Source organism: Mesorhizobium carmichaelinearum, assembly GCF_900199455.1.
GTDB classification, from domain to species: domain Bacteria; phylum Pseudomonadota; class Alphaproteobacteria; order Rhizobiales; family Rhizobiaceae; genus Mesorhizobium; species Mesorhizobium carmichaelinearum.
Window position 1 is genome coordinate 193,820 of record NZ_FZQR01000001.1, and the last position, 14,022, is coordinate 207,841.

Sequence of the window (14,022 nt, forward strand, 5' to 3'; positions counted from 1 at the left end):
AGGCTTATTTCTGGGCCAGCAGCTTCTTGAACAGCTCCTCATCGTAGGGCGAATAGATGTAACCGTCAGCCGGGAAATCCTTCGCGCGGGCGAGATATGCGTCGATGTTGGAATTGTCGATCACCGGCAGCGGGATCTTGACGAAGGCCGGCACGTCCTTGCCTTCCAGCGCCTGGACGGCGGTGTAGGTGGCAAAGGCGCCAAGCCAGTTCGGCTGCATGGTTGCCCAGCTCTTCAGGCCTTTTTCCTTCCACAGTTCGAGGAACTGGCGTGCGTTCTCGCCGGTGATCGGCACCTGCTCGCGGCCCTGCTTGTCGAGGGCCAGAACCGCGCCTGCCGACAGCGCGCCGCCAAGCGACAGAATGCCGTCGATCTCGGGGTTGGCGAAGAGCAGGCTGGTCACGGCTTCCTGGGCAGGCGCGACATTGTAGGGCGTGTTGGTCTCGGCAAGCACCTTCACATCGGGATGGGCCTTCAGCTCGGCATCGGCACCCTTGCGCCGGTCATCGCTGACCGAAACGCCAGCCGGGCCATTGAGGATCAGGATCTTGCCCTTGCCGCCGATGGCGTCGATCAGGAACTTGGCCGCCTGGTCGCCCCATTGCGAGGAATCGGTGTTGACCTTGGCGGTCACCTTGTCCGTGTCGACGAGGCTGTCGAAATTGATGATGGCGATGCCCTTGGCGCAGGCGTCGGCCAGCACGCGCGCCGGCGCGGTCGACGAGCCGGCGATCAGGATGATGGCGTCAACATTGGAATCGATCATCGACTGGATCTGCTGGATCTGCACATTGGCATCGCCCTGGGCGTCGGTAACGACCAGCTTGTCGACCAGCCCCTGCTTCTTCAGCGTCTCGACCTCGGCTTCGATCGTGCCCTGCGTCTGTTTCATCCAGGTCGGCACCGAATAGATGTTGGCCCAGCCGATCGTATAGGGGGCCTTGCGGTCGCCCTTGATGCAGTTGGCGGCCGCATTGGCCTGCGAACCCGCGCCCAGGCTCAGCACGAGACCGAGGCAAAGGGCGCTGGCGGATGCAAAAAACGGCGATTTCATCATGACTGTTCCCTTCTGAGGTTGTGTCCGGACGTGCGGGGTCGGGACGAGCAAACCCGCCGGTTGCCGGGCTCGGAAACCGTCTGTTTTTCGTCAGGACTTTCTGCGTCAGGCTTGTTAGTTTGTCCGGTATTTCAGACATAGTGTCTGTATATCGGACAAAACGGATGCTAGACTGAGCCTTGACATTTATCAAGCGTCTTGAGACGACGAACCGAAACCATAGTGGAGGCGGTGGCCGACATGAGCGACAACGCTATCGATCTGGCCGAACCGGATGCCGGCAAGGATGCTCGCCCCGGCGAGCGGCGGCGCGGCATCGACCGCGTCATCATGCTGCTCGAGGCGCTGCTGAAGCACCGCGCGCCGATGCGTGTCGGCGATATCGCCAAGATGATCGGCGCACCACGCTCGACCACCTACGAGATCGTCAACAGCCTGCTCGACGCCGAAATGCTCGAAAATGTCGGGACGGAGGGCTACGTCTATTTCGGCCGCTCGATGCATCTGTTCGGCTGGGCCTATTCGCATCACAATGCCCACTACCGCCGCATCATCGAGACGCTGGACCGGCTGGCCGTGGAGACCGGCGAGACCGTCCAGCTGTGCGGCCTGCGCGGCAACAAATATGTCGTGCTGGACTGCCGCGACTCGCCAGGCCCCTTTCGCATCTCGAGCGATGTCGGCGTCGAGGTGTCGATCCCGTGGACGGCATCGGGGCGGCTTTTGCTCGGCCATATGAGCGAGCAGGAGCTGCGCGATTTCATCCCGCCCGCCGACTACACGCTGCCCGACGGCCGCGTCATCGCGCCGGCCGAGTTCTTCGCCGATGTCGCCACGGCGCACCGGCAAGGCTATAGCGAAACCGCGGCACTTGCCGACCGTTTCACCTGGTGCATGGCCGCGCCCATCCGCGATGGCCACGGCGCCATCAACAAGACGCTGTGCTTCGTGCTGCCCATCGACACGCCGGAGCCACGGCGCAACCAACTGCTCGATCTGCTGCGCGAACGCGCCCGGACGCTGTCGCTGACCGACAGCTGAAAGAGCCGCCGTCGCGCCAGGCTCTCCTCAGCCTGCCGGGCTGAGGACGCAGTGGCCGGGCTCAGCCCCGCTTCGGGATCTGGATATCCTCGAGCAGGAGCGTCAGCGCCATGGCGACGAAGTAGAGCGCCGCCACCCAGAGGAACATCACATTGAAGCCACTGGAATAGTGGGCGAGCACCACGTCGCGGACCGCGGGCGACAGGCTTGACGCCAGATGCGGAGTCAGCCCGTTCAGGCCGTCCGGCAACAACGCGGCGGCATCGGCGGGAAGCTCTGATGTCTGTCGGTTCAGGGCCCAGGTCATCACCGCGCCGTTCAGCGCCAGTCCCAGGGACGCTCCGATCGTCCGCGCCTGGGTGATCAGCGACGTCACTGCGCCGATGTCCTTAAGCGGCGCCGCGGCCTGGATCGCCACGATCAGCACCTGGAACTGCAGGCCCATGCTGATGCCGAACAGGCCCATCATCACCGCCAGCACCCAAATCGGCGTGTGCGAATTGATGAAGACAAAGCCTATCATCAGCAGCCCGCCAATACCCATCGCCACCACCGGCATCCATTTGTAGCGACCGGTCGCGGCAATCACCCGCCCGGCGACGATCGAGATGACCATCGAGGTCAGGGAAGCCGGCAGGAACAGGAAGCCGACCTCGGCCGGGCTGAGACCCGTCAGCGTCTGCATATAGAGCGCGAAATAGAAGAACATGCCGAGCGTCACCGATCCGGCGACCACCGACACGCCCGAGACGATGCGGACCGTCGAGATGCCGAACAGCCGCAAGGGCACGATCGGCTCCTCGGCCCGCCGTTCGACCACGATGAACGAAGCGATTGCCGCCAGCGCGAGGACCGGCAGCGCGAAGGTGAGCAGGTCCGGCCCGGCGGGGTCGAGCACATGATAGCCCCAATAGACGATTGCCGTGGTGCCGATAGCCAGCAGCAAGCCGCCGAGATAGTCGATGCGGTGCCTCTTCTCGTTGAACCGGCTGCGCATGGCGAATGCCAGGATCGCCAGCACGACGATGCCGATCGGCAGATTGACCAGGAACACCCAGCGCCAGCCGAACAGGCTGGTGATATAGCCGCCGGCCAAGGGACCGAGGACCGACGACAGCGCGAACACCGCCGAACTGTAGCCTTGATACTTGGCGCGGTCGCGTGGCCCGAACAGTTCGCCGATCATGGCGAAGGCCGAGACCATCAGGCCACCGCCGCCAATACCTTGCAGGACACGCGCGGCGATCAGGCTCTCCATCGACCAAGCCATGCCGCAGACCAGCGAACCCAGCAGGAACAAGGTGATCGCCGTCAGCACCACGTTCTTGCGGCCATACATGTCGCCGAGCTTGCCGTAGAACGGCGAGACGGCGGCGGTGGACAGCAGATAGGCGGCGCCGACCCAACCGAACAGATGCAGATTGCCGAGTTCACCGGCAATGGTGGGCAAGGCGGTGACGACGATCTGCATATCGATGGTGGCCATGAACATGGCGATCAGCGCGCCGAAATAGACGATCAGCGTGGTAAGATCGGGCTTGGTCCCGGCCTCCACGGGCGGCGCATCCGGAAGAGTTGAGTCAATGCTCATGGGTGTCTCCGACGTTCGGGCGCGGTTTATGTGCTCACGGCAGATATATGTCAATAACAAATATATGCTATCAGCACATAATTGACATCCGCATATATTTTTGCTAGCGCGCTCTAATATGAGCAGTAACGATACCGAGCCAGGCAAACCGGACCGATTTTCCGCCCTGTGTCAAACGCATGGCGATCAGGACCTCGCGGATCTGGCGCGCAGCAGTGGCCTGTCCGAAGCAGCAGCCGACGCCGTCGCCGCCATCGATGCGGTGATGAGCAAGGTGCGCCGCTCCGTCCAGCGTCGGGATTTCGGTCGCCTGATCCTGGCCCGCATCGATCCCTCGCTGGAAGTAAGCCATCTCGATGCGATTATCGCACTCAGCGCGGGCGCCGGCGATACCCCGCAGGACGAGGTGACGGTCGGCATCATCGCCGAGCGCATGGGGATCGACCCCTCCCGCGCCAGCCGCATCTCTGCCGATCTCGTCGAGCGCGGCTACGCCTTCCGCGTCGCATCGCAACTCGATGCCCGGCGCATTTGCCTCAAACTCACCGCCAGGAGCGAACGCCTGGTGACGGCGGTGCGTCAGACCAAATGGCGGATTTTCGCCGGGGCACTGGCGCAGTGGGACGAGCAGGACCTGGTGACGTTTGCCACCTTGCTGGAACGTTTCGCGGGTTGGGCCACCGACGAAGTAGAGATGACCAGGTCGGCGGATGCCGTGAAGCAGATGATGGACGAGACGGAACCGGTGTAGGCCTGCCGGGTTGCTCGGACTGCCCGCCCGCAGGATTGTCCGTGCTGTGCCCTCGGCTGATACCAAGTGCAGGGCCCGACACCATGAAATTCTCTGCGCTTTTCTACACCCCGCGCTGTAGCGCGATGCATTGCATCGTTCGAAAAGGCGCTCGATCCGGCTAAATTTCACCAGCATGTGCAGTGCTCTGCTTGCCTCCTCCGCAAATAAGTCTGTGGATATTCTCCTTGTGACGAGCGCGTGTCGTATCCATCAAATGAAAGGTGAGTATCGATAAGCAATCTGGCTCGGGGGACTCATGAAACGGTTGCTTGTTGGTGTGGCAGTGCTTGCCGCGAGTGTCGTCGGCACGGATATTTCTGCCGTTTCTTATATTAGCCGAAGTGCAGGTATGGCCGCACTTGCGCAGGAGAGCCCGGGCTCTTCGGCAGCTGCCGGAAATTCTGCCGCCGGTTACGGCAATGGCGGGGCGGCGCTGGGAGCCGGCGGACAGGCGGCTAGCAGTCCGGCGGATTCGTCGGCGCAGACGCCATCAACCGAAGGTGCTTCATCGGCGACCGGCAGCCCGGATTCGGCGGCCAAGGTCGGCGCCGAGCCGGCCGATGCCGAAGCCGCCGACGGCACGGATGCCAAGACCACCGAGGCCGAGACGGCGGCGAAGACAACCGATGCTGAGGCCGCGCCCGCAGCGCAGGCTGCTGTCGCCGCTGCTACAACAACCACGACCAGCAGCGACCCTGAGGCCATCGGCACGCCGAAGGTGGATCTGCCGAAGGCAGCCGGCAATGGCAATCTCGGCTATGCCATCGGCATCGACGTGCCGGCCTTCCACGGCATCGAGCCGCAGATCGCGCTGAACTACAATTCCTCGCGCAAGACCAAGACCGGCGGGCTCTACCAGGGCTGGCTCGGCTATGCCTGGGGTCTCGACGGTTTTGATGTCATCGAGCGGGCGACGCCCGGCTATGGCATGCCGGCCTACGATGCCAATGACATTTATCTGCTCGACGGCCAGGCCATGGTTGCCTGTGTTGCCGGCATGGTGTCGCCATCCTGTTCGACCGGCGGCACGCATGCGACCGAGAATGAGAGCTATCGCCGCATTGCGCTGAACAGCACCACCAATGAATGGAAAGTGACGGACCGCGACGGTACCGTCTCGACCTTCCGCTCGGTGGCGGCGGTTGCCAACCTGACGCCCACGGCGGGAACGCCAGCCTACGATCTGGCCTTCAGCTATCGCTGGCTATTGACCTCCGTCACGGACACGAACGGCAACACGGTCAGCTACGGCTACACTTGCCCGGCAAGCCCGGTCTGCTACCCCGACAGTGTCAGCTACAACGGCACGATCGTAAAATTCTATCTGGAGACCCGTCCGGACATGATCCTGATGGGCAATGGCCGCGACATTTCCGAGACCAGCCAGCGCATCAAGGCGATCGGCGTCACCGTCTCCGGCGCGGTGCGCGGCGCCTACAAGCTGACCTATGACCAGGCGCCGTTCTCCAACACCTCGCGACTGACCCAGGTCACCCGCTACGGCACCGACGCCACCAGCACGGTCGACGGCACCATCACCGGTGGGACGGCAAAGGTGCTCGGCCAGATGACCTATCAGAATACCGATGGGGTCTACGCGAGCGGGCCCGTTTCGTTCGGAAACCAGCGAGCGCCGAATCAGGTTGGCGATCTGGATCTCGACGGCCGGGACGAGATCTTCGGCGACAAGATCACACAGGTGGATACATGTACACCTAGACAAGGTCCTTGCCCCGCCATGCAGCGTACCAAATACATTTACAAGTTCAACTCGAGCGGTGCGTTAAGTGCAACCATCTCACTGCTGCTCGACACGACTAACTATGTGGATCCTGATAATCCCACCTTCTTCTCTCAGCCTGGCCGGTTATTAGCAACCAAGAACACCTTGGATTTCGCTGATACGCTAGTAACTGCCTTTACAGACGGACATACCGGTCGCACAACCTACACGCCACACAATTCGATCGTTGAAACAAACACTTCGTTGGGGCTGACTAAAGTTTCCTGTAGGCCTGCACCCGTCGGCTACGAAGCGGTATGTGGGGGATTTTCAACCAACCCACCATCACCCGACCCTATTATCGAGGACACTAATGGTGACGGTGTTGATACCCTGAACGCTTACAGTTCCAATTATCGTGTCTACGGCGTTGGCGATTTTCTCGGCAACGGCAAACAACAGCCGCTCATCTGGGGTCCCGGCGGAACGTCAACGAAAGGCATGCTTTCTAACGGCACCTGGCAACCAGGCGCAACCTCGCTTCCTATTTCCTGCTCCAGTGGGTCAGGAACACCTGGTAGTTGCGTTTTGGCCGACGTCAATGGCGACGGCGCGACGGACGTTGTTCAGTACAACGGCACTAACGGCGGTACCCAGATCTGGCTATCGACCGGGACGGGCTTCAAGAGCTACAGCGTCGGGTCGCTGCCAGGCCCTACTGCGGTCCTTCGCGACTTCGACAACAGTGGCAGGGCCTCCGTCATCACCATCGGTGGCACGATAACGTCACAGCCTTACAGGACCGGCCCTGTGCGAGTGTTCTCGCTGCGGCCGTCGTCGACGGCGCTGACGCCGGTTGAGTTCACGCTACCGGTGGCGCTGACCGCCGGCACGGTTGTCGGCGACTTCAACGGCGATGGCCTGCCGGACTTCACCGACTACAACAACATGTTCATCTCGAACGCGGGCACGGGCAATCCGAACCTGTTGAAGCAGATCACCACCGAACTTGGCGGGACGGTCGCGGTCGAGTATGCACCGTCATCGACCTGGGTGAACAACTACCTGCCGCAGCTGGTGCATGCGGTGACGAAGCTTTCGGTGAGCGACGGCCGTGGCCAGACGGCGGTGTCGAGCTACACCTATGCCGGTGGCAAGTACGATCCGGCGGCGCGCAAGTTTTTGGGCTTCGCCTCGATCGTCGAGACAAAACCGCTGGCCAATGGCGAGACGGCGCCCTCGAAGATCGAAACCACCTATCGCCAGGACCTGGCGAGCTATGGCCTGCCGTCGCTGACGGTGTGGAAGGATGGCGCTGGCACCGTGCACAAGCAGGTGGCCGAGACCTATGCGGTCAACACCGCAACAAAACCCTACACCGTGCAGAACACGGTGACCGACACGACACTGACCGAGAATGTCTCGCGCACGCTGGAAGTGCGGCGCACTTTCGACGCCTACAACAACGTCACCATCCAGGATGACTACGGCCGTACCGACATCAGCGGCGACGAGGTCCGTACCGCCCGATGGTTCGCGCCCAACACATCGGCCTACATCGTCTCCCTACCGCGATCCGAGGCGAAGGCGGCCGGCTTCGATGGCTCGTTCCCGTGGATCAGCGTGGTTGCCAGCAACTACGACAGCCAGACCGACAATACGGCGCCGCCGGTCAAGGGCAATTTGACCCAGGTGCAGAGCTTCAGCGACTACTATTCGACGCCGCCGAAAGCGATCTATCAGTATTTTGCCTATGACGCCTACGGCAACAAGGTCTCGGCCAGCAACGGCCTCGGCCAAAAAACCGAGTGGGACTATGACGCCACCTATCACCTCTATCCCATAACCGAGCGGGCGCCGCGCTATTTTGCGACGGGCGGCCAGACGGCGGACACGCGCTTCGTCTCGACGGCGACCTACAACACAGTCTGCGGGCTGCCGGCAACCAAGACCGATCCCAACGGCCTGGTGAAGACTTTTGCCTACGACCCGTTCTGCCGGCCCTACCAGGTGTCGCAAAGCGTCACCGGCGCCTATGCCAAGACGCGCTTCGAGAATGAAGGCAATCCAGCCAGCCAAGCGCTGGTCAAATACACACCGCTGCCCAATGGCGCCGGCGAGGATTTTACCCGCTCCTATTATGACGGGCTTGGCCGGGTCTATCGGGTCGAGACACCCGGAGAGACGGCGGCTGGGCCAAGACGCATTGCTGAGACGGACTATGACCCGCGCGGCAATGTGCTGCGTGCGGCCTTCCCGAGATTCGTCGGTGACACGGCGCAGTGGACCACCAATAGCTACGACTGGGCCGACCGGCCGGTGCTGACGGTCAATCCGGATGCCAGCCAGCGCTCCTATGCGTATAATCTGGCGACGGTCGATCTCGTCAATCCGCGGCTCAACGGCGTAACGATGACCGACGAGCTTGGCCACCAGACCCGGACCGCATGGTCGACGCATGGCGATATCGCCGTCATCGTTCGCGACGTGGCCGGCCTCGCGCTGATGGAGACGCGCAGCTACGATCCACTCGGCCGGCTGATCGGGGTGACCGATCCCGGCGGCTCCAACTGGTCCTACACCTACGACATGCTCGGCAACCGGCTGTCGGCGACCGATCCCGATCTCGGCACCTGGACCTACACCTACGATGCCGCCAACCGGCTGGTCAGCCAGACCGATGCCAGGGGCACGGTCACCAATCTCAGCTACGATCAGATGGACCGGCTGACACTGAAGACGGCAACGGCCTCGGGCGGCAGCCCGGTGACGCTGACGCAGAACACCTATGACCAGGCGGCGGCTGGTTCTTACAACATCGGCCAGCTGACCACGTCGCAGAATGCAGCGGCGACGCAGAGCTACAAATATGACGGCTTCGGCAAGGTCGCGCGCCAGGATGCCACCATCGCGGGCCTGACCCACACCACGACGGCGGTGCGCGACGCCTCGGGGCAAACACTGGCCACACAATATCTGCCGGTGCAGCTCGACTTCGGCACCTCTGCCGCCCCGCTGCAATACACCGTCGGCAACAGGCTGGCCTCGGCACCAGGCTTCATCACCTCGACACTCTACGAGGCCGATGGCCAGACCAGGGAGATCACCTACGCCAATGGCGTGAAGACGTCCTTCACCTACTCGCCGACCCGGCGCTGGGTGACGCGCATCACCACGGCCCTTGGCGCCACCACATTGCTGGATCGCCAATACACGCGCGACAACCTCGGCCGCATCACCAACATTGTCGGGGCGTCCGCGCCCGGTAGCTGGAATTATGTCTATGACAATGCCGACCGGCTGATCTCGGCGGACAATCTCGGCGACAACACGCTGGACGAAACCTTCGTCTATGCCGCCAACGACAACATGCTCTCACGCACGCGTGTCGCCGGCACCTATGCCTATCCCTCGGCCAGTGCACCTCGTCCGCACGCGCCAATCTCTGTCGGCGCCAATGCGATGGCCTATGACGCCAATGGCAATCTGACCTCCGACGGCAGCCGCACGCTCGCCTGGGACGAGGCCAACCGGCTGAAGACGGTCAGCCTTGCCGCCAACACCGTCAATCTTGCCTATGGCCCGGATGGAGCGCGCGCGAAGAAATCCTCGAGCTTCGCCACGACGCTCTATCCCGACGCCAATGTCGAGATCAATCCGGCGACGCCGGGCGCGGAGATCTACACACGCTACCCGCATCCCGACATCAAAGTGGTCGGCACGACCAAATACTTCCTGCACCGCGAGCATCTGGCCTCGGTGCGCCTCGTCACCGACATGTCGGGTGCCGTGGTCGAAGGCACCACCTACGCCACCTATGGCGAGCAGCTCAACACCGGCTTCCAGACGCAGAAGTCCTATATAGGCGAGCGCTTCGATGCCGAGACCGGCCTGCTCTATCTCAATGCACGGTATATGGATCCGGTGCTGGGGAGGTTCATCTCGCCGGATGATTGGGATCCAATACTGCCAGGCGTTGGAACCAATCGATATGCGTATGCCCAGAACGATCCGGTGAATAAGAGCGATCAAAATGGGCATGCCATCGACCCCAATGCCGGTAACGATCCACTCGCTGCAAACGCCGGTGAAGGCGCGGGCAACAACAGTGCTCAAACTGCAGAAAGCGATAACGACAAGTCGATACCAGCAAATTCTGCTCCGGACGTTCCGGGAATGTCGGGCAAAAAACAATCTACGCAACGCGACTTTGAAAGAGAATGGGAGAACCAAGGGATACCGTGTGCATGCGGCAGTCCAATAGGCAGTGGCGGAGGGGCAATTGGCGGGCCGGTAAGAGGGATGAACTCGGATTTCGTGAGCCATCGATAAGCACATCAGGTCCGTTGGGAGAAACCAGCGCTCCCAGAGCGCCTGGTGCTACCACCGCAGAGCCGACGACGATGGAGGCTCCCAAAGGAGGCACATACTCGCTAAGAAATGAGGCTGGTGACGTTTTGAGGACAGGGCGGACAAACAATTTTACCAACCGAGCTGCTGCCCATGCTCGCGCTGACGCAACTAAAGGACTTACATTTACACAAGAGCATCTCACCGATGTACTAAAAGAGCAGAGAGGCCTCGAGCAAATGCTTCACGAACACTATAATCCGCCCATGAATATGATCTCTCCTATAAGTCAAAGAAATAGAAATATAAATGACTATATGAATGCTGCTCGCGATTTTATCAGTAGGCTTGTCGGCGAATAGGAGAGATTAAAAAATGGGAAAACTACCTTATAAAAAAGGTACCTTATTTGCCATTCCGTTGAGATCAGGTGGATATGGGCTTGGCCTGGTAGCCCGCATGGCCCCAAAGGGAAAGATTATTCTAGTATATCTATTTGGACCAATGCGTCTGGAATTGCCAAACGCGGATGAATTAAGTGACATAAGTCCAGATAACGCGGTCAGGTGCCTTCGGTGTGGCGATCTCGGTTTAATTAATGGAAGTTGGCCAATTATTGGTGAAATGAAGATATGGATAGAAGACAAATGGCCTATGCCAAACTTCGTTCATAAAGAAAGCCTTTCTAACCGAATTCTTATTCGAAAATACTCAGATTCTGATCCATCGAAGCTGGAGGGTCAAGCTAGCGTAGCTTCAGCGGGCCATTTGGAGCAAGACGGCTTACACGGGTATGAAGTCGTCGAATTGATTCTGACCGACCAGCTGAAACCCCATTGATCAAGGAATCACGGTAACGATGTGAGCTACGTTGATAGAGCGCTCTTTACACTAGCTCAAACGCCTGCCTCAAGCCGCTTGATCGCCGCGAACTTAAAGGCCGTCGGAAACGTTCTGAACGTCTCTCCGTCTGTCATAGGTCATCCTCAGGATAACCTGTCACAGAAATTATCGTGTCTCACCTATGGGGTGCAGTCCAGTGCACTTTTTGGGTGTTCGGGCCGTCGTCATTCACCTAAAGCCCCGAACTACGGTGACAGTGCACTTTTTTCGCGATGCCGGCCTGACCTCCCGGCCAAGGATACGCCACCTCTGCAGCCCAAAGCAGTCCCGACCAAGATCGCGTTCTTCTGCTGGAGCGCAAGCATCCTGCATCGATCTCCAAATCGCGCACACTCCTCCCCACCTACCCTGTGGATAGACCCCAAACACCGCCATCATTCCCGACATCGGCTTGCAAGAAGCCCTAGACTGAACCCCTAGGGGAATCGGGTGGATGTCGAGCAAACCGGGTCATTGCGTCGTGTTGTTCACGCTGCTGGCTGTTGCCGGCTGCACCTCCGCGCCGGGCAAGGATTTTTTCACCGAAACCATCGACAGCCTGCACGCCAAGAACTCGCCCTTGCGGTCGGGCTATACCGGGCCTGCCACCATCACCTCGGCGGCGGGCGCGGCGCAGCGGTTCAACGGCGCGCAGTATCAGGGCACCGGCCAGTTCGTGTCGTCGGGCGCGCCGGTCACCAAGGTGACGAGCGACGGGTCCGGCAAGTTCGAGCTCAATCTGGTCAACGCGCCGATCGCCGACGCGGCCAAGGCGGTGCTGGGTGACGCGCTGCACCTCAACTACATCGTCGACCCGCGCGTGCAAGGCACGGTGACGCTGCAGACCTCGCAGCCGGTGTCGAAGGATGCGCTGGTCGATATCCTGCAATCGGCGCTGGCGGTGAACGCCGCCGGCATCACCAGCCGCGCCGGCACCTACCAGATCGTGCCGCTGTCGGAGATCATGGCCAGCACGCCGCCGGTCAGCGTGCCGTCGACTTCGCCGTCCGGCCCCGGCGTCAAGGTGCAGGTGCTGCAGCTGCAATTCATCGCCGCCGACGAGATGAAGACCATTCTCGAACCGATCACCCGCCAGGGCTCGGTGCTGCGCGTCGATTCCACCCGCAACATCATCACCGTCGCCGGCAGCGACAGCGACCTCAATGCGATCCGGGAAGCCGTTTCGGTGTTCGACGTCGACTGGATGCGCGGCATGTCGGTGGCGCTGCATCCCTTAAAAACCTCAAAGCCGGAAGCGGTTGCGGCCGAACTCGATTCGATTTTCGGCACCAAGGAAGGCCCAGGCGCCAAGCTCATCCAGTTCATCCCCAACGACCGGCTGAATTCGGTGCTGGTGATCACCTCGCGCCCGGCCTATCTGGCGCGCGCCGCAACCTGGATCAACAAGCTCGACAAGCTGGCCGAGACCAATGAAAGCCAGCTCTTCGTCTACCAGATCCAGAACCGGCCGGCCAAGGAACTGGCCGCGGTGCTGAGCTCGGTTCTCGGCACCACGGTGAAGACCGAAGGCGGATCGGGCGGCTCGAACGTGTCGCCCAACCAGACGCCGATCGCCATGCAGTCGGACGGCGTCACGCCGGCGCCGTTGACCGGACCGTCGCCTTCACTGCCCGATTTGCAGGACGGACAGCCGCCTGCGCACGCCACGGTCGTCGCCGATGTCGAGAACAATGCGCTGCTGATCCAGACCACGGCGCGCGACTATGAACGCATCGAGCAGATCCTGTCCAAGGTCGACGTGCTGCCGACGCAAGTCATGCTCGAAGCCGTCATCGCCGAGGTCACCCTCAACGACGATCTGAAATACGGCCTGCGCTGGTTCTTCGAGAATGGCGGCACCAAGATTTCCCTGTCGGACGTGGCCAAGGGAGCGGCCGCGGCGGCGCTCCCCGGCTTCAGCTGGAGCTATGCGACCGACAACATCCAGGTGACGCTGAACGCGCTGTCCAGCATCACCGATGTCAATGTCATCTCGGCGCCGACGATCATGGCGCTGAACAACCAGAAGGCGATCCTGCAGGTCGGCGACCAGGTGCCGATCGCCACCCAGCAACAGCAGGACACGACGACCGGCACCGCGCCGATCATCAACTCGATCCAGATGAAGGATACCGGCGTCATCCTGACGGTGACGCCGCGCATCAACAATACCGGCAGGGTCATGCTCGACATCGAGCAGGAGGTCAGCAATGTGACCAAGACGACCAGCTCCGGCATCGATTCGCCGACCATCCAGCAGCGCAAGATCCAGACCCGGGTGCTGGTCAATGACGGCGAAAGCCTGGCGCTGGGCGGTCTGATCCAGCAGCGCAACAATGTTGACCGGACCCAGATGCCGATCCTTGGTGATATCCCGATTATCGGCAATGCGTTCAAGCAGAAGGACGACAGTATCGGCCGGACCGAACTGATCATATTCATCCGGCCGCATGTCGTGCGTGATATCAATGAAGCGCGCGAGGTGACGGACGAATTCCGCGGCAAGATCAGCCTGCAGACGCCGATCCAGAAGCGGCGCGGCGGCACCAAGCTGCAGCAGGATTTGAAGAGGCTGGCGTATTGAC

7 protein-coding genes are annotated in these 14,022 nt (G+C 61.1%); 5 read left to right on the forward strand and 2 right to left on the reverse strand.

The genetic code is table 11. The features are described from left to right. Positions 1–4 precede the first annotated feature (4 nt). A complete protein-coding gene (locus CKW40_RS00825) occupies positions 5–1,057 on the reverse strand; it encodes an ABC transporter substrate-binding protein (protein ID WP_095198066.1) in 1,053 nt (350 codons plus the stop codon). Positions 1,058–1,297: 240 nt separating this feature from the next. On the opposite strand from CKW40_RS00825, the gene CKW40_RS00830 reads away from it, so the two are divergent. Next, positions 1,298–2,098, forward strand: a complete 801-nt coding sequence (locus CKW40_RS00830; RefSeq protein ID WP_095198467.1) for an IclR family transcriptional regulator — start codon at positions 1,298–1,300, stop codon at positions 2,096–2,098. Positions 2,099–2,159: 61 nt separating this feature from the next. Here the strand turns inward: CKW40_RS00830 and CKW40_RS00835 are convergent, their stop codons facing one another. Further along, positions 2,160–3,689, reverse strand: a complete 1,530-nt coding sequence (locus tag CKW40_RS00835) for an MDR family MFS transporter (RefSeq protein WP_095198067.1) — start codon at positions 3,687–3,689, stop codon at positions 2,160–2,162. 118 nt (positions 3,690–3,807) lie between these two features. Here CKW40_RS00835 and CKW40_RS00840 point away from each other — a divergent pair, with 118 nt between their 5' ends. The 4 genes from CKW40_RS00840 to gspD all read left to right on the forward strand — a co-directional run bounded on the left by CKW40_RS00840 (position 3,808) and on the right by gspD (position 14,021). Next, a complete protein-coding gene (locus CKW40_RS00840) occupies positions 3,808–4,440 on the forward strand; it encodes a MarR family winged helix-turn-helix transcriptional regulator (RefSeq protein WP_095198068.1) in 633 nt (210 codons plus the stop codon). Between the two features lie 391 nt (positions 4,441–4,831). Next, positions 4,832–10,537: an RHS repeat domain-containing protein gene (locus CKW40_RS43615; RefSeq protein WP_179297780.1), complete on the forward strand. Its 5,706-nt coding sequence runs from the start codon at positions 4,832–4,834 to the stop codon at positions 10,535–10,537. Between the two features lie 393 nt (positions 10,538–10,930). After that, positions 10,931–11,395 carry an Imm26 family immunity protein gene (locus tag CKW40_RS00855; RefSeq protein WP_095198069.1) on the forward strand — a complete coding sequence of 155 codons (465 nt, stop codon included), beginning with the start codon at positions 10,931–10,933 and terminating at the stop codon, positions 11,393–11,395. 496 nt (positions 11,396–11,891) lie between these two features. Continuing rightward, entirely contained in the window at positions 11,892–14,021 is a 2,130-nt protein-coding gene (gene gspD / locus CKW40_RS00860) for a type II secretion system secretin GspD (protein WP_095198070.1), read from the forward strand. Position 14,022: the final 1 nt, after the last annotated feature.